The 26,573-nt window shown below is 35.2% G+C and carries 23 protein-coding genes; 19 read left to right on the forward strand and 4 right to left on the reverse strand.

Annotation, left to right across the window (positions count from 1 at the left end):
* Positions 1 to 10: 10 nt before the first annotated feature.
* The 19 genes from CGC49_RS06185 (at position 11) to CGC49_RS06275 (ending at position 22,253) form a co-directional block, all read left to right on the forward strand.
* Positions 11 to 1,252: an FtsW/RodA/SpoVE family cell cycle protein gene (locus tag CGC49_RS06185; RefSeq protein ID WP_095912133.1), complete on the forward strand. Its 1,242-nt coding sequence runs from the start codon at positions 11 to 13 to the stop codon at positions 1,250 to 1,252.
* 115 nt (positions 1,253 to 1,367) lie between these two features.
* Positions 1,368 to 1,799, forward strand: coding sequence for a hypothetical protein (locus CGC49_RS06190; protein WP_095912134.1), 432 nt, complete (start codon positions 1,368 to 1,370; stop codon positions 1,797 to 1,799).
* A gap of 12 nt (positions 1,800 to 1,811) precedes the next feature.
* Positions 1,812 to 3,038, forward strand: a complete 1,227-nt coding sequence (locus CGC49_RS06195) for a hypothetical protein (protein ID WP_095912135.1) — start codon at positions 1,812 to 1,814, stop codon at positions 3,036 to 3,038.
* Positions 3,039 to 3,064: 26 nt separating this feature from the next.
* Positions 3,065 to 3,889, forward strand: coding sequence for an RHS repeat protein (locus CGC49_RS06200; protein ID WP_095912136.1), 825 nt, complete (start codon positions 3,065 to 3,067; stop codon positions 3,887 to 3,889).
* Positions 3,890 to 4,095: 206 nt separating this feature from the next.
* The gene (locus CGC49_RS06205; protein ID WP_232745158.1) at positions 4,096 to 4,824 is read left to right on the forward strand and encodes a hypothetical protein; all 729 of its coding nucleotides are present in this window, start codon (positions 4,096 to 4,098) and stop codon (positions 4,822 to 4,824) included.
* An 88-nt stretch (positions 4,825 to 4,912) separates the two neighbouring features.
* On the forward strand, positions 4,913 to 5,863 hold the full coding sequence (locus CGC49_RS06210; RefSeq protein ID WP_157909008.1) for a hypothetical protein: 951 nt from the start codon (positions 4,913 to 4,915) through the stop codon (positions 5,861 to 5,863).
* Between the two features lie 75 nt (positions 5,864 to 5,938).
* Positions 5,939 to 6,361: an SMI1/KNR4 family protein gene (locus CGC49_RS06215; RefSeq protein ID WP_095912138.1), complete on the forward strand. Its 423-nt coding sequence runs from the start codon at positions 5,939 to 5,941 to the stop codon at positions 6,359 to 6,361.
* A gap of 151 nt (positions 6,362 to 6,512) precedes the next feature.
* Positions 6,513 to 6,998 carry a hypothetical protein gene (locus CGC49_RS06220; protein ID WP_232745159.1) on the forward strand — a complete coding sequence of 162 codons (486 nt, stop codon included), beginning with the start codon at positions 6,513 to 6,515 and terminating at the stop codon, positions 6,996 to 6,998.
* A 130-nt stretch (positions 6,999 to 7,128) separates the two neighbouring features.
* Positions 7,129 to 7,926 carry a hypothetical protein gene (locus CGC49_RS06225; RefSeq protein ID WP_095912139.1) on the forward strand — a complete coding sequence of 266 codons (798 nt, stop codon included), beginning with the start codon at positions 7,129 to 7,131 and terminating at the stop codon, positions 7,924 to 7,926.
* A gap of 52 nt (positions 7,927 to 7,978) precedes the next feature.
* Positions 7,979 to 8,782, forward strand: coding sequence for a hypothetical protein (locus tag CGC49_RS06230; RefSeq protein ID WP_095912140.1), 804 nt, complete (start codon positions 7,979 to 7,981; stop codon positions 8,780 to 8,782).
* Between the two features lie 111 nt (positions 8,783 to 8,893).
* Complete coding sequence (leuS, locus tag CGC49_RS06235; protein ID WP_095912141.1) at positions 8,894 to 12,178, forward strand: leucine--tRNA ligase; 3,285 nt, start codon at positions 8,894 to 8,896, stop codon at positions 12,176 to 12,178.
* Positions 12,179 to 12,189: 11 nt separating this feature from the next.
* A complete protein-coding gene (locus CGC49_RS06240; RefSeq protein WP_157909009.1) occupies positions 12,190 to 12,648 on the forward strand; it encodes a hypothetical protein in 459 nt (152 codons plus the stop codon).
* 45 nt (positions 12,649 to 12,693) lie between these two features.
* On the forward strand, positions 12,694 to 13,083 hold the full coding sequence (locus CGC49_RS06245; RefSeq protein ID WP_095912143.1) for a hypothetical protein: 390 nt from the start codon (positions 12,694 to 12,696) through the stop codon (positions 13,081 to 13,083).
* 109 nt (positions 13,084 to 13,192) lie between these two features.
* Positions 13,193 to 14,434, forward strand: a complete 1,242-nt coding sequence (locus CGC49_RS06250) for an ATP-binding protein (RefSeq protein ID WP_095912144.1) — start codon at positions 13,193 to 13,195, stop codon at positions 14,432 to 14,434.
* A gap of 2 nt (positions 14,435 to 14,436) precedes the next feature.
* Positions 14,437 to 15,018, forward strand: coding sequence for a hypothetical protein (locus CGC49_RS06255; RefSeq protein WP_095912145.1), 582 nt, complete (start codon positions 14,437 to 14,439; stop codon positions 15,016 to 15,018).
* A 428-nt stretch (positions 15,019 to 15,446) separates the two neighbouring features.
* Entirely contained in the window at positions 15,447 to 16,148 is a 702-nt protein-coding gene (locus tag CGC49_RS06260) for a DUF6261 family protein (RefSeq protein WP_095912146.1), read from the forward strand.
* 288 nt (positions 16,149 to 16,436) lie between these two features.
* Positions 16,437 to 19,391, forward strand: a complete 2,955-nt coding sequence (locus tag CGC49_RS06265) for a DEAD/DEAH box helicase family protein (protein ID WP_095912718.1) — start codon at positions 16,437 to 16,439, stop codon at positions 19,389 to 19,391.
* A gap of 186 nt (positions 19,392 to 19,577) precedes the next feature.
* Entirely contained in the window at positions 19,578 to 20,165 is a 588-nt protein-coding gene (locus CGC49_RS06270; protein WP_095912147.1) for a hypothetical protein, read from the forward strand.
* 159 nt (positions 20,166 to 20,324) lie between these two features.
* A complete protein-coding gene (locus CGC49_RS06275; protein ID WP_095912148.1) occupies positions 20,325 to 22,253 on the forward strand; it encodes a site-specific DNA-methyltransferase in 1,929 nt (642 codons plus the stop codon).
* A gap of 68 nt (positions 22,254 to 22,321) precedes the next feature.
* Here CGC49_RS06275 and CGC49_RS06280 read toward each other — a convergent pair whose 3' ends face one another.
* From CGC49_RS06280 to CGC49_RS06295, 4 genes are all read right to left on the reverse strand, one after another.
* A complete protein-coding gene (locus CGC49_RS06280) occupies positions 22,322 to 23,302 on the reverse strand; it encodes a UDP-glucuronic acid decarboxylase family protein (RefSeq protein WP_095893739.1) in 981 nt (326 codons plus the stop codon).
* A 441-nt stretch (positions 23,303 to 23,743) separates the two neighbouring features.
* Positions 23,744 to 24,439 carry a uroporphyrinogen-III synthase gene (locus CGC49_RS06285; protein ID WP_095912149.1) on the reverse strand — a complete coding sequence of 232 codons (696 nt, stop codon included), beginning with the start codon at positions 24,437 to 24,439 and terminating at the stop codon, positions 23,744 to 23,746.
* Between the two features lie 128 nt (positions 24,440 to 24,567).
* On the reverse strand, positions 24,568 to 25,701 hold the full coding sequence (gene folK, locus CGC49_RS06290) for a 2-amino-4-hydroxy-6-hydroxymethyldihydropteridine diphosphokinase (protein ID WP_042344640.1): 1,134 nt from the start codon (positions 25,699 to 25,701) through the stop codon (positions 24,568 to 24,570).
* Positions 25,702 to 25,881: 180 nt separating this feature from the next.
* A complete protein-coding gene (locus tag CGC49_RS06295; protein WP_042005741.1) occupies positions 25,882 to 26,562 on the reverse strand; it encodes an OmpA family protein in 681 nt (226 codons plus the stop codon).
* Positions 26,563 to 26,573 lie beyond the last annotated feature (11 nt).

The raw sequence follows: 26,573 nt of genomic DNA on the forward strand, positions 1-26,573 counted from the left end.
ATAAATTCAAATGCAAAAGTGGATAGCACAAAACATTAAAGGAGATAAGGTTGTATGGGCTATCATATTGGTATTCACATTACTATCTTTCTTGGCGGTCTATAGTGCCAGTACTAATTTGGTTTATGTTGTGGGCAAAGGAACAACCTTTGGACATTTCATAAAACACGGATTTTTGATGGGAGTTGGATTCGTGATCATCTATTTGGTACACAAGGTTCCTTATCGATTTTCACGACCTATTTCTAAAATAGGAATTGTCTTGGCAGCCATATTTTTGGTTTTTGCGGCTGTGAAAGGAACAGTCATTGCGGGAGCTAATGCGAGTCGTTGGATTGAGGTTCCATTCGTGGGAGTATCGTTTCAGCCTTCAACCTTTGCTTTCGTTATGATTATGATTTATGTGGCTTCATATTTGGCAGAAAATTTCGAGAAAAAACCTACATTTTCAGATAGTTTTTGGCCCTTATGGATGCCTGTTGGTGTTACTATAATACTCATTGTTCCATCAAATCTTTCCACTTCGCTGTTGGTTGCTTTTTCTGTGATTATACTTACTTTCATCGGGAAACTTCCTATGCGAAATATTTTAAATTTTCTATCAATTTGTGCCGTAGGTGTTGTTATGTTCTATATAACAGCAAAAGCTTTTCCAGAACTGCTTCCGAGCCGAGCCTCCACATGGGTTAGTCGTATTGACTCATTTACCGATAGCAATGAAAATAGTAGTGGAAGATTTCAAATTGAAAGAGCCAAAATGGCAATTGCTAAAGGAGGTTTTTTAGGCGAAGGAGCAGGAAAGAGTACCATGAAAAACTTTTTACCACAGAGTTCTTCCGATTTTATTTATGCAATCATTACGGAAGAATATGGCTCTTTCGGAGCTTTGATAGTGTTGTTGCTCTATATGTTACTACTATTCCGAATTATGGTGATTTCCATGAACGCACGGACGGTTTTTGGTCAGTTGTTAGTTTTGGGGATGGGATTACCCATTATTTTTCAGGCGTTTATTAATATGGGTGTTGCCGTTGAAATATTCCCTGTTACGGGGCAAAATCTTCCTCTTATCAGTAGCGGGGGTACTTCAATTTGGATGACTTGTCTTGCCTTAGGGTTAATTCTTTCCGTGAGTACATCAAAACGCAATAAGGAAGACAATCTTGAAAAAGATAAAAACATTGAAGATGTAGAAGAAGAATTAGCTGAGGGCATCATCAAAGGAATTCATAAAGGAAATGCTGAAAAGTAGTTTTTTTAGGATACAAATAAAAATTTTTTCTCCATTTGTCTTCCAAACCTCTATGGATAGAGTAATGTTTTATTAAAAAATTACAATATTAAATAACAAACAAAACCAATTGATAATGAAAAAAATAGCAACAATCGTAACATTTTTACTCTCCTTACAAGGGTTTTCACAAACCATCATTTCGCAAACGTATTACGAAGGCACTATCGGAACGGACTTGAAGGTAGGGCTTTACCTCGCCATTAAAGAAAATGAGTGTCCGACCACCTATGCCCAAGCCTATTACAAATACGAAAAATCCAACGAACGCATTTTGTTATCGGCTTATATGGACGATAAAGAAGAACGATTTACTTTCGTAGAATTTGGAAATACAGGCGTTTTGCTACTCCATCGCAAAGGCGACACCTTGGAAGGACTTTGGATAGCCCCTGACGGAAAAAAACAACTCCCAGTGAAACTCAAAGCCTTACCGCAATCCCCAAAAAGTTACGAGCGTATGGAAGACCATTACGAGCGACTCCATTACGAATCACACGACTGTTAAACACCTGAATTTATGAAAAATATTGTATTTCTATTGCTATTATTGCTTTGTTCTTGCGATTTTTCTTCAAAGAAAAAACAAGAAAGCAAAGAGAGCGTTTCAAATAATGAAATATATGAAAGTGAGGCATCTAACAATGATTCAATAACAGAGGTAACGTATATCCAATCATTTTTTAATGAAGATTTACCCCTTGAAATTCATCAAATAAGCGAAAAGGAATTTCATACCGCTCAATCCAAAGCAATAAAAAGCGACTCGATTCCTAAAATTACAAACTTTGCTCAGGCAGAAAAACATTTGAAAGACATTGTAACATTTAGAAAAGATAGGGATTGGACACACTTTCCGCAGGAAATTCGTTTTCGTAACGGAACCAAGCTCGACACCATTTATGATTTGTTGAACGAAATTGGTTTTGTCGCTTATTTTCCTACTGAAGACATCGTACTTTTCGAGGGAGGGCATAGCTCTGATGTAAGTTTTAATCTCTCCAATGGCAAACAAACCGAAGAAGTCGGTAACCCTGAATTTGTGGTGGCTTCGCCGAATAATAAAGCTCGGTTAAATGGTTTCTACGGAGGGCAAGAATGCGTGTTTTATTTCATTCAGCAGTACAAAAATGGTCAGTGGCAAAAAACCATCAACTTAGACCATATTTTTGAAAAAATTACGACAAAAATGCTTTGTAATCTCAGTGCTTTTTGGGCAGATGACACTACCTTGTATCTTGCACATCCCAATTATGACGAGCAGGGAACAATGGAATTTATCCATTACAAAATCATTCTAAAACCTACCATTTCTGATGTAACGTGGTCTGATTTTCCGACCGTTTCTTTTCCTAAAAAAGAACAAACCAACGCCGATAATTACGATTTGTTACCCGCATTAAGTGCTAATCAAGCCCGATTATTACTTTCAGGATTGTTTCCTGATGCGGAAAATTTCAAACGCGTTTATAGCGTGCCTTTCTCGGACGATTTTACTTCCGTAGTGGTGGCTTTTCAGCAGGGAGAACATCAATTTTCAACGATACTTTTTAATTTGGATAAAAACAATCAAATTATTGATTATCTTTTGATTGCTTATGATGAAATTGCCGAAAGTGCTGTATTTACGGAATCCGTTTTAAACAAAGATTCTATTGTTGTGAGAAAAGAATTTTACGAAAATGCGATAACTTTTACCTATGAAATCAGTCCGAAAGGGGAGTTTGTTTTGAAAAAAGTAAAATAAATCACAGGCAAAAACAATCGAATACAATGAAAAAAATAATCACACTCGCACTAATTTTCCTAAACGGAATGCTCTTGGCACAGCAATACAGACCGCTCTCCGAACAGAAAAACGGACTGATACTCTCAAAATTAGATTGGCAAAACGACCTACAATCCGAAAACCTCAAAGGAAAAATAAAATCAATCGAAACTTATTTTTATAACGAAGGTTCGCTTTCTCCGCAGGGAAAAGAATTTATGAAGCAGGAAAAACGATTTTTTGAATTGTTTCACTACAACCCACACGGAAACCTCACTGAACACCATCCCCCACACGATTCTATTCCCGTTGTTTGGAAGTATAACCCAACCCATCAGCCGATTGCGGTGAGCAGTCGTTGGGCAAATATTCAGTATTTTTATGAAAACGGACTACTTGTGGGAGCTGTTTTAAAGACAGAAAATACCGTTACCGAAAGTAAAATTATCCTTAATGAGAAGGGAAACGTCATAAAACAAACGCTTTCCCGAAAAAAAATATCAGTAGGAGAGCATAATTTGGAATATGATGAAAATGGCTATCTTTCTAAAATTCAGGAAGTAAGTCCGCTCGGAATTTTGGATATTCTCTATACTAACGATTCACTCGGAAGGGTTTTAAAGGAAACGATACTTGAAAACGATGCTGTTGTAAAAACAAAAACGATGCAGTACAACCCCAACGGCGATTTGATACAAGAAATAGACGGAGCATATACCAAAACATTTTCGTATGAGTATGATAATCAAGGTAATTGGATGCTTCGATATGAATACATTAACGATAAACGAACGGGCATCACCGAAAGAGTCATTACCTATTATGAATAACGCCTTTTTGGAAACCTTCAACGGAAGCGGTTGCATTGTTAAACGGGAGCGTACCTGTTAGTAAATAGGTGCGCTCCCGTTAATCAATAGATACGTATCGGTTGAGGTAATCAAGCGGAAGCATTAAAATAATATCAACTTTTTAACATAGAAAAATGATGAACAAAAAACTAAAAATTTAGCATTTACTGAAATTATTTGTTGCTTTGGCGATGTATTCTTGTAGTAACGGACAAACGCCAACTGCGTACCACATCGGAAAAATTCCTCAATTGGAACGATTTGAAACGCTGACTAAAAACGAAATCCGTTTGGATTCTTTGAAAGACAAGCACCAAAAAGAAGAACTACAAATGATGCTTGACGGCAAGGCCTTTATAGCGGAAGCACCCCAAGAGTTTGTTCAAAAAATGATTGAAAAACATAAAATCACTGCGCTGCGATACAAAGATAACCGCAGCCGATACTTTATCAAAACTTTGGCAAAAGGCAAGGAATATCCCTTTTTAAGCGCGGAAGAGGAGCCTTTCACTACCGATTGTACGTGCGTGTTGGATAATGATACCATCAAAATACGAATGGGAATTTGGGTTTTCGGAGGTTTTCAGTTTAATATCAATCTGAGTAAGAACGATTTCCAAACCCTTTATTGGGAAGATACACACGAGCGAAACACTTATAAACAAACTCTTTCCGATACACTAACGGACAATATCACTCTTGAAATGCAACAACAAAAACTCATTTTGGCAAAAAAGCCTACTTTTACCCTCGGAGAGGAATTATTAGGGCATCTTACCTTCAAAACGAATGAATTTTATCAACAGACAGAAGAAATTGATGCGGAAAACAGCCAAGATATGCTAAAAGTAGCTAAGGCGGGAGAGCTTTATTTCCGTTGCCAAGTACGGCAAAAAACAGAGGACGACAAATAATGGTATTGTTGGAGCTTATCGGAATCAGTTATAAACAAATGGACGATGTGGTTGCAGGGAATTGGTAAAAAGTTAAAAAAATACAATGATGAATATTATAAAAGAAATAGAAATCAATCATTATCCTGAGGATAACACCCCCGTTATCAATGTGTTTGATAATGGTACGAGTTTTTTGTTGTTTGAAGAATTTCCTATGGATGAAGAGGAAAATTATTTTTCGGAAGAGGAAAGTGACAATTTTGAGCAGATTTTATCCGAACTTATTGGCGTTAAAGTTGCTCAAGAAGATAGAGGGTGTTTTGTTTTAATGACCAATGACCTGCAAAAAATACAGCAGGTAAAGGATTATTTAGAGGGGAAAAAGGTTGTCAAGAACAAAGTACGGAAGAATATGAGAGTAAAAGAAATAAACACAATTATTCAAGAGCAAACAGAAGAGTTTTTCAAACAAGAGGGGTTTAAATATGTAAAAAAAGATATGGCGTATGTAAAAAAGACCGATGCTTATCGTATTGAATACGGTTTTACTTATCTTGAATATCACCCTGAATATATGTATGATATTGTACTTTTTGTACAGCTTACAGAAGTAGAAAAAATATTCGGTAAAATAGATGGATTTGGGATTTTAGGACATACCTTCGTTTTTCCATTATCTTATTTTTTAAACATAGAATATTGGATAAATAACAATCCTATATGGTCTATAAGAGCAGAGGAAGATATTCCAGCTTTTAGTCAGGCGCTAATAGATTCTTATACTAAATATGTAAAAGATTTTATTCCCTTTATTACCCAGCCCCAAAATATGCTCAATTTTTTATTAGAGCAGATAGCTACAGGGGCAAGATATGCTAATACTGAGAATGTTTTTATAAGGGCTTTAATTTTGATGAAATTTTTAAATTATCCGATAGAAGAGATACAAAAAAGATTAGCAGAATTTAAGTCTAAATTGATTAAGTATGATGAAGATTTAAAAAAAATATATTATAAACAAATGGACAATGTAGTTGCGGGAAATTGGTATGAATGACAGTATTTTTAAAGACAACTCATACTCCCCATACGATATGGTGCATTGGCAAGGGTAAATTAAAATAAAAACATTATGGAATTTTCACAAACAGAACAAAAGCTGACCTCGGCGGATATGGATGATTTTGAAAGAAAAATCGGGCTAAAACTTCCGCAAGATTTTAAAGAACACTATCTAAAATTCAACGGAGGTTATCCTTCTTTTGAATATGTAAAAGGGCTGAGAAATATTTTTACGATAAATAGTTTTGATTCCATTAAATATGGAGCACTTCCCATAGAAAAACTGATAGACGACTTTCAAGAAAGTGGTGTGGATTTTAATAATAAAATTCCTTTTGCAAATGATAATGGCGATAATATCTTCTTAATTTCATTAGATGATTCAGATTATGGTAAGATTTATATCATTGAAGCCGAATTTTTAGAGGATAAAAATTATATTTTGGTTTCCGAATCTTTTACGGATTTTCTAAATTCTTTCTTTAATGAGTGATTTTTTTTGCATAATATCATTAAAAAGTTTATAACTTTGACATCGCCGACAACATCGGCACCAACAAACGCACAGAAGTCATCCGACTTTTTGCCATTCTAATACCTACTATTTTTGTGTTGGGCTGGGCTTGGTGATTCTGTTCGGTAAAATGGGCTTGGAGCTGTCTGCCGAACGCGTATTATTGGGCGTTATCGTTCTGATGATTTGCGTGGGGTGGGCTTGGCTGAGCCTAAAAGGAAGAATGCCCTTCCAAGAGGGCGAAACTTTGTTCAGTCCGCCGCCCCCTGCAAGAAATCTTATAGAAAAACTAATGCGAGGGCTGTTTTTGCTGGTCGGAATCGTGGTTTATGTGGCTGTGGCAATGATGCCCGATGCGATGGCGTCTTCTTTTTTGCGTATCTTTTCTTTTGGACGCGTAGGCGATACGCTGGGAATGTTGGCTTTATTGGGAATGCTTTTGGTGGCTGGCGTGGTTTATCTGATTTCTGCCATAAAAAACAAACTTTCGCCCCATAAAAAATCCGAAGAATACAACCCTTATGCTCATTGGTATGTAACGACTATGCTCAACTGGGTGCTATTTTTCGTGGTCATTGTCCTTGGAATGTATATGATTGAGAGATTGGTGAAATAGCGATAAAATAGCCGTATCGGTCATTTTAAACCTAAAAATTTATACCTTTACGAAAAATTGATAAAAAAACGCTGAAAAAAGCCCCCAATTAAAATCATTAATACGAATGTAATTACAAATAGATAAAAATATGAAAACCATTAAAAGTTTAATCCCATTATTTACAGTTGCCCTTATGATGTATAGTTGCTCATCTCCCAAGCTCGGAAAAGACCGTTTGGATTTGGAAAAATTCGACTTGAATTTCGATGTTGATGCTTTTTATACCGATGAAATTAAGAAAGGCAAAGAAAATATGAAAGAATTAGAGAAACTCGAGCAAAAAAGAGAAAAGGAGGGGTTTTCTGAAAAGGAAAGAAAAGAATTGGTCAAAAAGGCTTGGAAACTTCTCAAGTTTAAGAGCATTCAAAAAGATACGATTTTTAACGCCCAATTTTACGAGGACGAACGAAATCCGATAGGGTATCAATATGATATGTGGGGCTGGAATTCTGCTGACAGTTTGGCGAATTATCATAAGATGCACTTTCACAAAATAAATATGGCAACAAACCTTGAAGGTGATTTTATGGCGTTAGTCGCCCAAAGCCAAGGCGAAGGTACGGACGATTTTGAAGCCTTACTCCGTTATTTGGAGCAAAAACACGGTAAGGTAATGGTAAAAGAAAAAAACTTCTTCCGAAATTTTCCTATTTATTATTGGGAGTTGGATGACCGCCTATTGGCAATGATTTCTAAACAACAAAAACAGGCAAATCTAATACTGAAATTAAGTAAAGAAGCTACTGAAAACAATCCAACGACAGATACCATTAGATTTAATACAACCCATTTGTTTATACTCAATAACCAATACAAACACGATAGTATCATTAGTAATTTTCGCTCTGGCGATTGGATAGATTTTAATGCAGTTCTCAAAAAGTGATTTTCTGTATTTTAATAATGTAATTGTTTAATTTTTAAATATTTATAAAAGTATGAAAGCCATTAAAAGTTTAACCTTATTCTTTATTTTTATCCTTATGTTGCATAGTTGTTCGTCTCCCAAGCTCAGAAAAAATCAATTGGATTTGGAAAAATTCGATCTAAATTTTGATGTAGCCGCTTTTTATACCGATGAAATCGAAAAAGCTCAAAAAAATATGAAAGAATCCGATAATCTTTTGGAAAAAAGAAACAAGGAAAATCTTTCCAAAAAGGAAAGAGAAAAATTGACTGAGAAAATTTGGGAACTTTTGCGTTTTCACGTCATTCAAATAGACACCGTTTTTAAAGGTGAATTTACGAAAGAAAAAACTCCGATGGCGTATCGATACGATATGCGAAGTTGGAGTACTCGTGATAGTTTGGCATATTTTCAGAAAATGCACTTTTGCAAAATCAATATGGCAACCAGCCTTAAAGGCGATTTTATGGCGTTGGTTACTGAAAGCGAAAGCAAAGGTACGGACGATTTTAAAGCCTTACTTGATTATTTAAAGCAAAAACACGGCAAACCAACGGTAAAAGAAAATAGTTTTTACAACGGCTCATTTACCTACCATTGGGAGTTGGACGACCGCCTATTAGCAATTTTCTCTCGTTACGACAACAAAGAAAGCAGCCTAAAATTGGGCATCGAAGTTACCGAAGATGGCGTAAAGGCAGACACTACCAAACAGCCCACCCACGTAACGCGTTTGTTTATACTCAAAAATCAATACAAGCAAGATAGTATTTTAAGGCGTTTTACTCGTGGCGATTGGATTTCTTTTAACGACATACTTAGCGATGACAGATAAATTTTCTGGAGATACGTTTGTTAAACATAAAAATATTACTTTTGCATTTTAATCAGATTATTAACCATTTAATAAAAATTCCCTTTCTTTTGGAGAGGGTTGCGGAGAGAAATGAACTACAACCATAAAGACATCGAAGCCAAATGGCAAAAATATTGGTCAGAAAACCAAACTTTTAAAACAGAAAACTATTCAGAAAAACCGAAATTTTATGTATTAGATATGTTTCCGTATCCATCGGGAGCGGGATTGCACGTGGGGCATCCGCTTGGGTATATAGCATCAGATATTTTCGCACGATACAAACGTCACAAAGGCTTTAATGTGTTGCATCCGCAAGGGTACGATTCGTTCGGATTACCTGCCGAGCAATACGCTATACAAACAGGTCAACACCCCGAAAAAACCACTCGTGAAAACATTGCTCGTTATCGCGAACAGCTCGACAAAATTGGCTTTTCGTTCGATTGGAGTAGAGAAGTAAGAACTTCAAATGCTGATTATTACAAATGGACACAATGGATTTTTATTCAATTGTTTCATTCTTGGTATAACAACACTACCAATAAAGCGGAAGATATCCAAACACTTGTTCAGCATTTTGAGAAATTCGGAACGGAAAACCTAAATGCGGCTCAGACCGAAGAGCTTCATTTTACCGCCGAGCAATGGAAAAATTACAGCGAAGAAGAAAAACAAAACATTTTATTGAATTATCGTTTGGCGTTTCGTGCCGAAACTACCGTTAATTGGTGTCCGGCTTTGGGAACGGTTTTGGCGAACGACGAGGTAGTAAATGGCGTTTCGGAACGAGGCGGATATCCTGTTTTTCAAAAGAAAATGACGCAATGGAGTATGCGTATTACCGCTTATTCCGAGCGATTGTTGCAAGGCTTAGAAACGGTGGATTGGAGTGAATCTGTAAAAGAAAGCCAACGCAATTGGATAGGAAAATCGAAGGGAGCGAAAATTATTTTCCCCCTAGCCCCCGAAGGGGGAACAAATGCACAGACGGATAAATCGTCCAAGCAAGGGTATATGACAGGAGGGAATAATGCCCATCTTTTGGCTGAAAAAGCAAAAGATTTACGAAATAATATGACCCAAGCCGAAACCATTCTTTGGGAGAAGTTAAAATCTAAGAAATTAGATGCTAAATTCAGAAGACAGCACGTTATTGGGGATTATATCGTTGATTTTGTATGTCTTGCCAAAAGATTGATTATAGAAATTGATGGAGGTTATCACAATGCTGAAAATCAGCAAGTTTTAGATAAGGAACGAACAGAAATTCTAAATGAATTGGGCTTTGAGGTTATTCGATTTACAAATGAAGAAGTTATCAGTGATATAGATAATATCCTTCAAAAAATACAAGAAAAATTAGCTTTAAAAGTTGATGTTCGAGAAGAAATTAGTGTGAGTGCATCGGTTTGTCCCCCTTCGGGGGAACGGGGGATTGAGGTGTTTACAACAAGACCCGACACCATTTTCGGCGTAACTTATCTCACTTTGGCTCCTGAACACGAATTGGTTTTACAAATCACAACCGAAGCACAAAAACAAGCCGTTTTGGATTATATCGAAGCCACTTCTAAGCGTTCGGAAAGAGATAGAATGGCGGATACCAAAACTATTTCAGGCGTATTTACGGGAGCTTATGCTGTCTGTCCAGCAACAGGTTATTACTTACCAATTTGGATAGGCGATTATGTGTTGGCAGGTTACGGCACAGGGGCTGTAATGGCAGTTCCTGCGGGTGATGAACGTGATTATGCCTTTGCAAAACATTTTGTAGGTGTAGAAGGGATGCCTGAAATTATCAACATTTTTGATAAAGATATTTCAGAAAACGCATATACTGAAAAAGGCGGATTTGCTTTACAAAATTCAGATTTTCTCAACGGAATGGATTATAAAGAAGCTACCGAAAAAATTCTTTCCGAATTGGAAAAATTGGGCGTTGGAGAGGCAAAAATCAACTATCGTTTGCGTGATGCGGTGTTTTCGCGTCAAAGATATTGGGGAGAGCCATTTCCAATTTATTATGTAAACGGATTACCTCAAACCATTGATACGCAATATTTACCAATCGAATTGCCAGAAGTAGAAAAATACCTCCCAACCCAAGACGGACAACCACCTTTGGGGAACGCTAAAGAATGGTATTGGGATACTAAAACAAATCGTGTTTGTTCCCCTCCTTCGGAGGGGCAAGGGGAGGCTGTTTATCCTCTTGAACTCAACACAATGCCGGGTTGGGCGGGGTCGTCTTGGTATTGGTTGCGTTATATGGACGCACACAACGAAAAGGAATTTGCCTCACAAGAGAGCCTCAATTATTGGCAAAATGTAGATTTGTATATCGGTGGTAGCGAACACGCCACAGGGCATTTATTATATTCGAGATTTTGGAATAAATTCCTCAAAGACAGAGGATTTATACAAGCCGAAGAGCCTTTCCAAAAAATGATAAATCAAGGAATGATTTTAGGAACAAGTGCGTTTGTGTACCGATTGGAAGGTACAAATACTTTCATTTCCAAAGGGCAAATTGGCGACAAAAAAGTACAAGCCATTCACGCCGATGTTTCACTTGTAAATACTTCATCGGAATTGGATATTGAAGGATTTAAACAATGGCGACCTGATTTTGCCGATGCGGAATTTATTTTGGACGAAAACGGAAAATATATCGTTGGTCACGAGGTTGAAAAAATGTCGAAATCCAAATACAATGTAGTGAATCCTGATGATATTTGTGAGCAATACGGAGCAGATACATTGCGTTTGTACGAAATGTTTTTAGGTCCGTTGGAACAGGCAAAACCTTGGAACACGGCAGGAATCACAGGCGTTTCAGGCTTCTTGAAGAAGTTTTATAACTTGTATTTCGATGACGATGCGGTTTCCATTTCCGATGAAGAACCGACCAAAGAAGAATACAAAATCTTGCATACGCTCATCAAAAAAGTGGAGTACGATATTGAGAATTTCTCGTTCAATACTTCGGTGTCGGCATTTATGATTGCGGTAAACGAATTGCAAAAAATCAAATGCAACAAACGAGCGATTTTAGAACCAATAACAGTGCTGATTTCGCCGTATGCACCGCACATTGCCGAAGAACTTTGGGAAGTTTTAGGTCATAATGAAAGCATTAGCCGAGTGCCGTTCCCTACTTTTGAAGAGAAATATTTGGTGGAAAGCACGAAAGAATATCCGGTGTCGTTCAACGGAAAAGTGCGTTTCAAAATCGAATTGCCTTTGGATATGCCCAACGAAGAAGTGGAAAAAATCATCTTGGCAGACGAACGCACCCAAGCTCAACTTGGTGGCAACCCTCCGAAAAAAATCATCGTGGTAAAAGGGAAGATTATTAACATTGTAATGTAAAAATGATAGATATGAAATTAGAACAAATAGTAACTTCATTAGAAATATCAAAAAAAATAAAAGAAATAAACTTTTGTAAGAAATCAATTTTCAGTTATTATAGAAATAGTTTAGGTAGTATTTATGTTGCTGAAACAAATCTGAAAAGTAATGAAGATGATTTTGTATGTTTTTGTTATACTTTTTCGGAGCTTCTGTCATTTCTTCCCTATAGTTTAGATGTTAATTCGGATACTTATGTGGCAGATGGAAGAACTTATAGGAAAATAGGTAAGAGTGATTATGCTATATTAGATTTTATTAAGATAGATGAGGATGATTATGTGGTTAAATATGCTTATGAAGGTAGTGTAATAGCTTTTAGACAAAATTCACAAGGAGAGTATTGCAATTTGTTGCAATTTGGAAAAACAGAAATGGATTGTTTAGCTAATATAATGTTATTATTAATTGAAGAGGAAAAAATGTAATTAAATAATACAAGGAGGTTGTTCTAAATTAAATCATAGATAAAGATGAAAAATATTGCAAAAAGATTAGATGAAATTAGATTGTATAATGCAAATTTTAATACAGAGGAAAATAGAGAAATTGTAGATGCTTTCTATGAATTAGGGGAGTTTGTAATCAAGAATTTTAAAATTCCCTCTACTCATATTGAATACATAAATAAACATTTAGGTATAGTAGGAGTTGATACTTATTCGGAATTTATTTTAAAGTACGAACACTATAAAGGCAAGTATAGTTTAGAACTTCCTTTAAGAGCTATTGAATGTTATTTTTTATGGAGTGAAGAAGAAACAGAGGATTATAGCTTAAAAACACTTATGAAATTAAAGTTTTTAATATCTAAGTTACACCATTTAGTAGGGGTCGGTAATAAAAATGATGAATTTAATTGATAGTTCAAGAGTTTTTTATCAAAGTTTAGAATGAAAAATCATCGTAGTAAAAGGGAAAATCGTGGATGTGGTGGTGTAGTTGGCTAATGTTTTATAAAATAATATTAAAATGAAAAAACTAACAATTAAAAATATAGGTCCTATAATAGAAGTGACTTTCAATATTAAAAAAGTCAATGTTTTTATGGGAAAACAAAGTAGTGGTAAAAGTACCATTGCTAAGATTTTAAGTTTTTGTAGTTGGGTAGAAAAAGATATTTCCTTTAATCAGTCATTTGATAAATTTTTAGATGGAGATTATTTTATAAATTATCTGAAATCTTTCCATAAAATGGAGAGATACATTAAAGAAGATAGTTACATTGAGTACTATGGCGATGCTGTCCATATAGAATATTCTAATTCTAAAGTATCCATAAAGTGGCTAGAATCAAGATTTGATTACAAGAGACCTAAGATTTCTTATATTCCATCAGAAAGAAATTTAATTGCTTTACCAGAAATAGAAAAAGTAGAGTTTCCTAATAATTATTTAAGAAGTTATCTATTTGATTGGTTGGATATACGGAAAAATTATTCATTAGAAAATAAAATTGGAATACTAGATACCAATACTCAATATTACTTTTCTGAAGACAATAGACAAAATACTATTCAAAGTGACGGATATAGTATTCCTCTGTCAGTAGCTTCAAGCGGATTACAATCTGTAACTTCATTATTGACTATGGTAGATTACTTAACTACCGTATTATTTGATACCGATGAAGAAACCTCTTCTTACGAAATGAGTAGAATAAAAGGTGATGTTTTAGAGGTACTTGCTGAAGAATTAATTTTCAAAAATTTACATAAAAGTTCATTGTCTAAAAAAACAATAAAAGAAATCTTAGATAATGAAAAATATAAAGAAGAACTTAGTATTTATACAGAAAAATTTATATCTGCCAGAGCTAATTTGTATAGATATCATCATACAAATCTTATTATTGAAGAGCCTGAACAAAATCTTTTCCCTGCTACACAAAAAGAATTAATGTATAAACTTGCTGAATACATCAATGATGAGATGTATGAACATACACAACATATAATGACACTCACTACCCATAGTCCATATATTTTGTATGCTATTAATAATTGTATGTTGGCTCATTTGGTAAAAGATAAAAATGAGGATTCAAAATTAAAAAACTCAATGATTTCTCCAGAGGATATAAATATCTTTGAAATAGAAGATGGAAAAAACAGATCCATTCAAAAAGAAAATGGTTTGATAGGTGAAAATTATTTTGACCAACAAATGAAAGAGGTAATGGATGATTTTTATCAATATTTAAATTATCTTTAAATATGATTAAAACAAAAATTAATACTGAATTTCCGCATCATACCATTACACAACATTCAGGAGATGTTTATGTTGCTGACTATACAGAACAAACCAAAAGCAATGCCACAAAAAGAGGAACAGAAATATTTGATAATCCTCCTACAGATATAGAGTATTTTAGCGTCCATAATCCAAATGGAGTGGGAATGGGGAATGTGGTTTTTGACAATCAAAGTTTTAGGTATCCAAATGGTAAATCGAAATCTCAATGTGAAGATTGTCTTTTCCCATATAAGAGTAATCAAGATAGTTGGATATTATTTACTGAGTTAAAATATGCAAATACACCCAAAAGAAATAAAAAACATTTTAATAAGGCAATTAAACAACTATATAAAACGAGATATCATTACTTAGAGAAAGGTGTTTTTGATAAGACAAACAACTGTTATTTGATCATATCAATGCCTAAGCAAGAAGAACCTTTTCTTAATTTCACTTTAACACAAGATAGAATTACAGATTTAAAAACGAAACATAATGTAATATTGAGAGCAACAAATTCTGTAAAGATAAAAGATGATAAGTACTTAGATGTTTAAAATTTAAATGATTGACATTGAGGGAATATTTTTTGAAAGGATTTAGAGTTTTTTAAAAAGAAAAAGAATAAACTTAGGGAAAAGAAATGTCTATTTGATTAAAAAGATTCCTTTTCCAAGAAAAATATAAGTCTGTCTAAAAATCTTTTAGGTAGCTTTATTTTAAACTAGAAAATATAAAAAAACATTTTCCTTACCTTTGCAAAGCTTTCACTCCAGTGAAAAGCAAGAAGGTAAGTTCGTAGAGGTATTTCACCAGAGTGAAAAGCCTAACCGAGAAACCAAATGCCTTTTTCATTGCAGTGAAATCGTTCGCCGAGAAATCAAACATTCCTTTAACTCCAGTGAAAACCCTTACCGAAAGACAAAACACCCTTTTCACTGTAGTGAACGAAACAAGAATAAGTAATCCATAAAAAAATATTAGTATGAAGCCATTAAATTATCAATCCAGAGTTACCGAAGTAGGCGATGTAGCCAATCGATTGGCAGACCTTTACAAAGGTACTGCTACCTTGCAAGACGATGCTTTTTTGAAAACCTTTTTTAAAGAATTAAAAACCCAAGGCGATGCCATCACCGAAGCCGTAAAGCGCGACAAAGCCGTATCACAGCTCGAAGATGCCGATGCCCAAAGAGACGAAGCCATTCGCGTGTTGGACAAGCTCCTAAAAGGCTATGAACACATCCCTGTGCAAGAGCTCAACGCTCACGGCAAAAAACTCTCTGCCATCTTTAAGAAATACGGCGTGAAAATCACCGAGGAAAATTATTCCAGTCAGTCTAACCTTGTAGATTCGTTGCTCAAAGACTTGTCGGCGGCGGAGGTGCAAGATGCTATTACGGCACTTTTGGGCGTTAGCGAGGCAATAGCAGGGATTCGTACAGCACAAAACAATTTTAACAAAGTGCGTAGCCAGTACGAAAAGGATTTTGCACAGCAACAAAGCAAAGCCTCTGCCAGTAGCCTAAGAAAACCGCTTTTGCAACTTATCAACAAAAAACTGATTCCGTATTTGGTAGCAATGATGCTCGTTGATGAAGCAAAATACACCGCTTTTGTGAGTGAAACATCCAAAATCATCGACGATATGAACGAGGTGGTCAAAGCCCGAGGCAAGAAAAAATAATTGTATATAATCAAATGTTCATTTGACCCTTTTTTTTGTTTTGATAGAGGTAGAAAAATTGTAAACCACATAGAAATATAGAGTAAAATCTATGTATCTATGTGGTTTAACTATAAATAGTACCCAAAATAATATTTAACGTGTTTAACTTTTTCCGCTCATAATTTTCTTCTTTACATCATAATTTTGCAAGTACAGCTTTTCCGTTGTAAATTTGTCGAGGTTGAAAAGATAAGCACTTTGTCAAAGTTCGAAACCTTGACAAAGTATAAAAAATATGATAGTGAAATGAAACTAAAACAATTTCAATACGAAACGCAATCTTATCAGGAAGATTGTATCCGTAATATTGTGCAGATTTTTGAAAATTTGTCCCAACAAAAGCCTTTTGACAATCTACAAGAGCAGGAACAAAAGCAAAAACTTTTTGAAAAAACACTTACCGAACACAAAAACAAAAATCAATACTCTTTTTCTGTACAAAATGCCAAAAACATCGATATACTGATGGAAACAGGTACAGGAAAAACCTTTACTTTCATCAAAACGATTTTTGAACTGAATCGAAATTTTGGTTACCAAAAATTCATTATTCTCATTCCCACGGTGCCCATTCGCGAGGGAACGAAAACCAATTTGGAAGATACCAAAGCCTATTTCAAAGGATTGTATGCCAATGAAAAGGAAAAAGAAATAGAAGTGTTTACTTACGAGGGCGGAAACATTTCGGCGGTCAATAATTTTATTCATTCACAACATTTGTCGGTGTTGATAATGACGCCAAGCTCCTTTTCGAGCAAGGATAATATTTTGAACAGACCTTTGGAACGCGAAATCAATAATTTATTCACTTACCAAAATCCAATCCAAACGCCCAAAACCTATTTGGAGTGTCTCAAACAGCTCAATCCGATTGTGATAATGGACGAACCCCACCGATTTGACGGCGATGCATTTAAAAAGTATTTCGAAGGGTTTAATAATTATTACTTGCGTTTTGGGGCGACTTTTCCACGAAAAAAAGACAGCGTACAGCTCTCCAATGTGGCGTATATGTTGGATAGTATTTCGTCTTTTCGCCAAAATTTGGTAAAGAAAATCGTGGTCTATACCCAAGATATTGTAGAGCGTATAGATACACTTGTGAGTATTGAGAAAAAAGGTTCCAAAAACATCGCTTTGATTGACACACTTAGCAATGGAACCATTGTGCGAAGAGAAGTAGGCGTGGGCGGAACATTTAATGAGGTAACTATCAAGAAAATCAACAAAGACAATATCGTATTGGAAAATGATACTATTGAAAAAGTAGATTATTCCCTTACAGATGAGTCGCTCCGTGCGATGATTTCAAAAACTATCGAGATTCATTTTCAAAAAGAACAGATGCTTTTTGAGCAGGGTATCAAAGCCCTGTCCTTGTTTTTTATCGAAAGTGATACCCGCTTGTTTCGTGGCGATAATCCGAAAATTAAAATCATTTTTGAAGAAGAATTTAAAAAGAAATATGACGAGGTTATCGCTACCCTTGATGCCAATTCAGCCTACTATCACTATCTGAAAAACAGCTTTGATACGGACGGAAATTTGCAAGTGCATAAAGGGTATTTTTCGGGCGACAAAGGAAATACCGACCAAAAAGTAAAAGCAGGGGTAGATGAAATCTTGCGAGACAAGAAAAAACTTTTGTCCTTTGAGAGCCCTACGCGTTTTATTTTCTCCATTTGGGCGTTACAAGAGGGGTGGGACAATCCCAATGTATTTACCATTTGCAAACTCTCTAACCAAGGAAGCGAAATCTCTAAACTGCAACAGATAGGACGTGGGTTGCGTATCTGTGTGGACCAAAATCTGCAACGAAAAACTTTTAAAAATCTCAATAACAATCAAGAGGAATTTTGGAAAATCAACAATTTAGATGTTGTCGTATCGAGCAAAGAACAAGGATTTGTAGAAGGTATTCAAAAAGAAATTTTAAGTAATTCGTTTCTTGTTTCTGAAAATTTTACCGAAAAAGAAATCATTCATATTTTAAAAGAAAAAACCACTTTTGATGATGATACTATTGATTTTTTGATCAATGATGTTTTGCGAGGCGAAAAATTGATTGTGCGTAAAGCGATTATTGATGGAGAACGCATCTTCGAAAAAGCCGATAATTTTGTTACGCTACTCAAAGAGCAAAATCTTCCTGCCGAGCAAGAAAAAGCCCTGTTACATGTGTTTGTCTCACCTAAGGAGCTGAATACTTTTATAGATAATGGCAACAATAAATCAGGAGATAAGAAAAAAATATTCATCAAGCAAAACCATTTGCAGGAGTTCAAAACCCTTTGGAATACCATCAGCCAAAATGCCTTTTATGTATTGGATACATTGGACGAAAAAAGACAACAGCAACTCATTGAAAATATCAAGACCGATATAGAAAATTTGCAAATCCATCAAGTCTTGTTACAAACCAAAAGAGAAATTCTCAATGTAGATAAAATAGACCGAAAAGATGCCATTACTACCGAAATAGTGGGAGTGCAACAGCGTAAAAATCAAGTGGATATTTTGAGAATGGTACAATGGATAGCCAATAAAACCAAAACGCCACTTGCCTTTGTAGTACAGATTTTTAATGCGTTGAACGAGGTGTTTAAAACCCAAACCATTGCCAATAATCCTGCACAAGTGCAAAAGGAAATCGTAAAAATCATAGAAGACAATCTCATCAATACTATAAAAGCCCATATCCGATACGACGGCATCAGCGGGAAAGCCCTTGCCAATGTATTTCAAACGGAAAATGACAAAACCTATCTCAAAGAAGGGAGTGTAGGCAAATTCCAAAAGGATATTGATACAGATTTTGCCCTCAAAGAAAAATGGATTTTTGAGGAAGTCATCGAGTACGATAGCGAGTTTGAATTGGAAGTGATAGAAAGAGACCCCAATATTTCGGAAATAGCCATTTTTGGGAAGTTGCCAAAACTCAAAATCAAAACTCCTTTGGGCGAGTACAACCCTGATTTTTGCTACGCCATTAAAGGCGAACAAGGCAATAAAGTGTTTTTGGTGGTAGAAGCAAAAGGCTATGAAACCTCTGGCGATATTTCTAAAAAGGAAAAAGCTAAAATCGATTTTGCTAAAAAATATTTTGAGAAACTCAATGAATATTACAAAAAACAAAATATAAAAATCTCCTTTAAAGAACGAATAAAAGGACAGCAATTATCGGCGTTAGTAAAAGGGTAAGTTTTAGCACTTTGTCAAAGTCTAAAACTTTGACAAAGTACATAAAAATATCATTCAAGGAACGAATTAACAGAACGCAGTTATCGGCGTTGGTAAAAGGGTAGATTTTAGCACTTTGTCAAAGTCTGAAACTTTGACAAAGTACCTAAAAAGTACCTGAAAAAATATAACTAAAAGAGCATTGAAATGGATATAAGGGTAGATTTTTTAGAAAGTGGATATTTTTATCATATCTACAATAGAGGAATAAATAGTTGTGTCATTTTTAAAGATGATAATGATAAATATTTTTTTCTTAAAAGATTAAAAGAATACCTTTTAGATTATGTTGATTTTTATGCTTATTGTTTAATGTCTAATCATTATCATTTGATATTGAGGATTAAAAACAATATTACTCTGACGCCATTAAAACCTAAAATGGGCTTACATTCGCAGCAATCTATCGTAAGTAAACAAATAGGAAAGTTAATGAGTAGCTATACACAAGCATTTAACAAAAAATACCATAGACACGGTGCATTATTGGAAAAGCCATTTAAAAGAAAACGAATTATTAGTGAAGAATATTTAAGACAGGCAATTGTTTATGTACATCGTAATTCTTTGGATATTAACAATAAAATGGAAGATTATCTATTTTCATCATATCCAACTATTTTATCTACAGCAATTACCGATATAAAAAGAAGAGAAGTAATTGCACTTTTTGAAGATGTAGAAAATTTCGTATTTTGTCATCAAAAAGAAAGTTTATATCGATGGAATTATTAACAATTAACATTTTACTTTTAGCACTTAGCACTTTGTCAAAGTCTCAAACTTTGACAAAGTAGATAACACAATAAAAAAATAAATCAAAAACAATAGAGCGATAGCACTTTGTCAAAGTCTCAAACTTTGACAAAGTACATAAAGTATAAAAGAAAAAAAATGAACGATAAACAAACATTCATAAACGCTGGATTTTCCGTACTAAACACCGAAAACAAGGAAAATAAATTGATACATTTTCTAAAAGAACACTATCCACAAGTACTGAAAGACGGCGAACTAAACCTTACCGAACTCAAAGCCGTTTTAGGATTGCCCATTGACGAAAAAGTAAATGGCTACGGGCTGAACTTTGTAGGGCGTGGCGTGGCTCGTGCCAAATACGCACAAGAAACTCAAAAAGAATTGTTGCTCAACCGAACACTAAGCAGAAACACCAACACCACCCAAAATATGGTACTCAAAGGTGATAATCTCGATAGTCTCAAACTGCTAAAACCCCATTATAGCGGTAAGATAAAGTGCATCTACATAGACCCACCCTACAACACCAGTAGCGATGAGTTTGTTTACCCCGATAAGTTTGACCGCCACGAAGCCGAAGTATTGGGCATTGCCGAAAGCCTTTCTGATGAGGATTTTGACCGTATGGAATTTAGCTTTAAAACCAAAAGGAGCCATAACGGTTGGCTTGCCTTTATGTACCCACGCCTTTTGTTGGCAAGGGATTTACTCTCAAAAGACGGCGTTATATTTATCTCTATTGATGACAACGAACAAGCCAACCTCAAACTCCTTTGTGATGAAATCTTTGGAGAAGAAAATTTTGTGGCGGATTTTATTCGTAAAACAAAGTCCACAACAAATGACGCAAAAACTGGCGTAAATTATCAACACGAATTTTTACTATGTTATGCTAAAAATATCGAAAAAATAGACCGTCTGAAGGGAGGTCTTAAAGATACTACAAAATATACCAATCCAGACAATGACCCTAATGGCAGGTGGGCTGTTACTGACCCATCAGCCAAGTCTGGGAGCTTTCAAAATGGTTATTTCCCAGTAATTAACCCTTATACAGGTAAGGAAGATTATCCACCAAAAGGAATGTTTTGGAGGTTTTCTAAAAACACGATTCAAAAACACATAGATGAAGGACGTATCTGTTTTAAAAAAGAACATAAACCCGATGAAAGAGGATTTATCTATAAAAGATATTTAAAGGACCTTAAAACTTTGGATAGTACATTGGATAGTTTGAACTTTACAGATAACAAGTATATGAACCAAGTAGCCACCAAAGAATTAAAAGAAATGGAATTGGTAGAGTATTTTTCTTATCCAAAGGGAGTTAAATTTGTATACGATATTATAAGTTCTTGTACCCAAGACAATGATATCATCCTTGATTTTTTCGCAGGTTCAGGCACCACGGGACACGCCGTAATGGCACTTAATGCCGAAGATGGGGGTAACCGCAAGTTTATCCTTTGTCAGATAGACGAGCCTATCGCCGAGGGTAAGCCTGCCTATCAGTTTTGTATAGACAACGACCTACCGCCTGTAATATCCAGCATCACCATCGAGCGGTTAAAAAGGGTATCCTCTCCCCCTGCCCTCTCCGAAGGAGAGGGAGCAAAAAAGCACCCAAAAACAGATTTGTTTTCATCAGAAAAATTGGAAAACGCTTCGCAAAGCCCCCTCCGAAGGAGGGGGTTGGGGGAGGATACGGACTACGGTTTTAAAGTCTTTGACCATACCAACGCCCCAAAACTCACCACCGACGAAAACGGACAAATCCTATTCCCTACCTTGCACACTGATGCTTTATCGCGTATCTATACGATGATTTTCAAAGTAGGTTTAGACGAGCCAAGCCAAGTGCCACAGGAGGTTTTAAAGGATTGTATATACAAAATCGGTCATTATTATTACATTACCAACAGTCAACGCATTAGTGAAGATTATTTTGCTAACGTCATTAAAGATATTTCCAAAAATAACGGTAAAATCTTTGTAGATGGGTGGACGACAAGTCTCAACGCTACGATACAATACTACAAAGAAGAAATACAAATTGTATTTTAGTGTAGAGATGAGACATGTCTCTTTTTTACCAACGCCACAAGGGTTGAATTTTTTATGATTAGTGGAGGTTATAAATAATTTTCAAAATTTCGATGTTCCTTTTTAAGAAGTTCCTCTTTAGGTAATGATTTGAAGTAGTTATACGTTCGTAGCATCCCTTCTTTTCGGCTTATACGAGGTTCCCAGCCCAGAATTTCCCGTGCTTTGCTAATATCGGGTTGTCGTTGTAGTGGATCATTTTCTGGTAGAGGTAGATAAGTGATTTTCTGTTGAGTTTGAGTAATTTCTAAAATTTCTTGTGCGAATTGATTGATAGAAATTTCTTCTGGATTACCGATGTTTATAGGATAAATATAGTCGCTCATCAGTAATCGAAAAATACCTTCAATTTGGTCACTTACGTAACAGAAAGAACGTGTTTGCTCTCCATTGCCAAAAATGGTAAGGTCTTCACCTCGAAGCACTTGTCCGATAAAGGCAGGTATTACGCGTCCATCATTGAGTCGCATACGTTCCCCATACGTGTTGAAAATCCGCGCGATACGTGTTTCCAATCCGTAAGAACGATGGTATGCCATAGTGATGGATTCCATGAAACGTTTGGCTTCGTCATATACTCCACGAGGCCCAATAGTGCTTACATTTCCGTAGTATTCCTCCGATTGCGGATGCACCAAGGGGTCTCCATAAACTTCAGAGGTCGAAGCTATTAGGATACGAGCTTTTTTATTTTTGGCCAATTCCAATAAATTGTATGTGCCGATAGAACCTACTTTGAGCGTGTGTATAGGTATTTTGAGATAATCAATTGGACTTGCAGGAGAGGCAAAATGTAGGATATAATCTAAATTTCCTGGAACGTGTACAAATTTGGTTACGTCGTAATGTTGAAATTCGAAGTTAGGGTCAGGTAACAGATGCTCTATGTTTTTGATGTCTCCGGTGATTAAATTATCCATAGCGATGACATAAAAACCCTCTGTAAGGAAACGTTCGCATAGATGCGAACCTAAAAAACCTGCTCCGCCCGTGATAAGTACTTTTTTCATTGCTTTATTTTTTCACGAAGGCAAAGATACGGAAAACAAATTATTTTAAATTCACTACACATATAAACTTTCAGCAAACCAAAGAAGGAATGGCGAATCAAAATTCTCAATATGAAAAACTTGTAAGTCATATTCTCAAATTATATTTCTTCAATGAAATATTCTAAAAAATAATCAAAAAAAGGTAATTTGAGACGTTTTTATGAGAATATTTTATTCATTCAATTGTAAAAAATGTTAATTTTACTATAAAATTCGCTATAATATGTGGATTGATAAAAAATAACACTATCTTTGCAACGAAAAATTAAAGTTAATTTAAAATCTCCTTGTAAGAAATTCTTTCTGCAAAAGTCTAAAGAGATGATTACAGAAATTTAGATGTTTGAATATGAAAAAATAAACGAAAGATTTCAAACAGGAGATTTTTTTTAAAAGTCGTTAAATGGCTTTGCCATCATTAACTTCTCTATAATCCTTCTCAAAATATCCAGTACACGCATCTATAACACAATCAATCGTAGGCTTCTTGGCAATAACTACGTTTTTTGTGTATTTCGATGCCTCATTAGCTGTGGTTGTCCCAATACAAAAGCAAATTTGATCCGAAATGAGGTTTTTCTGCATATAACTTATCACACCTGAGGGACTAAAGAATAGAATAGCTTTGATAGGAATTTCAATTTGACGAGAACAAAAATTTGTGCGATATACTTCGTATTCTTTATGTGTTATATTGTTGTTTTTTAATATATTAGGTAGTACATCTCTACGCAGATTTCCACAGAAAAATGTGATGTTATCTTCAGTGTGATTTTGCAGTATATAGTCTCCTAATTCCGTTGCATATTCCCTATAACAAAGTACTTTCCAACCATTTCTTGTCAATAAATCAGCTGTTTTTTCACCTACACAGATTGTTGTAATTTGCTTCAGAGAGTCAATATTTCTGTTTCTGAGTATACTCTTCACAGCGTTTTGACTTGTAAAAAGCAAAAGATTTCCTATTCTGTCCAATTGAATATCAATATATTCAGTAGTAATAAAATCCCATTCTACCAACTGATACCCCTTGTTTAATAATCTATTTTGTTGGTCAAGATTTAATTTTTTTGTTGATAAAACAGGTGTAAGCATATAATAATCAGAGTTTTATGTTGTGACTTGAAACGAAAATCACACTGTTCAAAATAGTAATGTAATTTTACCTCCAATTCAATATTTTATCGTCAGAAGGAGTTGCTAAAAGCTGAGGTTTTACGTTTCTATTTTGAAAAATTGCTTATTTTTTGAATTATATAATCGTAATCTTCCTTATTTTTGACAAAATCCAAGCATGTAATATCAATAATAAGTGTATTTTCCATATTACTTTGTTGAATAAACGATAAATACTCTTCCTGAATACGTTTTAGATAGTCCGCAGATATGTTTTTCTCATAAGATCGTCCTCTTTTTGCGATATTTTCAATCAATCTGTCTGTATTTTGGTATAAATATACGTATAAATCGGGTTTTATAATTTGATTATGCAGTATGTAAAACAATTTTCTGTATAGAATAAATTCATCTTCGGTTAGGGTGACTTTTGAGAAAATTAAAGATTTAAAAATATCGTAGTCAGATACCACAAATTGCTTGAATAGATCCAACTGCATCAATTGTTCAGAAACGGCCTGATACCTTTCCGTAAGAAAGGACATTTCAAGAGTGAACCCATAACGTTTTGGGTTTTCATAAAACTTTGGTAAAAACGGATTGTCGGAAAAGCGTTCTAAAATGAGTTTTGCGTTGAAATCTTCTGCAATTTTGGTTGCTAAGGTTGTCTTTCCTGCTCCAATGTTTCCTTCAATGGCAATATAATTGTAGTTCGCAAAAGGCGAATTGAATCTTGGAGAGATAAGTTTTTCAGTTATTTTTTGGATATCCGAAGTGTCGGATGTCTCATCTTTTAGCGTTGCGATGCTCTTCTGAATTACAGGATGTTTTTTTTCTGAAGCAATTTCTGCTAACGGAAACAAAACAAATTTACGATTTGGAAGCTGTGGGTGTGGAATAGTCAATTCGTTCGTATTCAATGTGATGTCATCGAAAAGTAATATATCCAGATCGATGCATCGCGATTGATACCCCTTTTTTAAGCTCGACCGAACTCTTCCGAGCTGCCTCTCAATATTCAAAAGTTCTGTCAAAACCTCGGTAGGTGTCAACCAAGTTTTTAACAATAAGCATACATTGAAAAACGCTTCACCTTCAAAACCCCATGAAGGCGTTTCATAAATTGATGAAATATTCCTTACGCTTCCTATTTTTTCATTTATAGCGTTTACAGCATCTTGCAGAAATCTTTTCCTGTCGCCAATATTACTTCCTAATGATATGTAAACCTCGTGCATCATACGAGGGCAAAGTTACGAAATTTGACCGTAACATAAATTTAAACGAGGATGTTTTTTATTCGGTTGGAACTGTACTTGTAAATCTCTTCTCTTGATTGTATGTAAGGTTGTAAAAAAGAAACTGTTCGAAAATTTTCGAACAGTTTCCCTCTTTAATTTTACGTTTAAAAATATTTAGAATTATTGTCCTGCTTCTTTTTGAGCTTGTTCCTTCATTTTTTCGTTTGGAACAATTACCACATTCACACGTCTGTTTTTAGCACGACCTTCAGCAGTAGAGTTGTCGTGTGTCGGTTGTTCTTCTCCAAACCATTTTGTAGTGAAACGATCTGATTTTAAACCTTGTTTAATGAAGTAATCTGTCACAGATTTTGCTCTTCTTTCGGATAATTTCATGTTATAAGTATCACTTCCTGAGCTATCTGTGTGTCCGATAATAATTACATTAGTCTCAACATACTCTTTAAGTACATCGACTAACTTGTTCAATGTTTCTTGTGAAGCCACATTCACATCCGATTTGTTAGTATCGAAATAAACACCACTGTTTTCATCAAACGTTACGATGATTCCATCATCAACACGTTTTACTTCAGCTCCAGGAATTTCTTCTTCAATCTTTTTAGCTTGTTTATCCATCTGGTTTCCGATAACAGCTCCTGCTGCACCACCAACCACCGTTCCGATAACGGCTCCGATTTCACTGCTACCTCCTTTGACATTATTTCCTAAGATAGCTCCCAATAAAGCTCCTCCGGCTGCTCCTACTACTGCTGCACGTTGTGTTTTGTTCGAGTTATTGTAGGCATCACACCCCATTAACATAGTTGCAGAAAGCAACACGATTCCTATTTTTTTCATCTGTTTAAAAG

This window comes from Capnocytophaga sp. H4358, from assembly GCF_002302515.1.
Classification (GTDB): Bacteria; Bacteroidota; Bacteroidia; order Flavobacteriales; family Flavobacteriaceae; genus Capnocytophaga; species Capnocytophaga canis.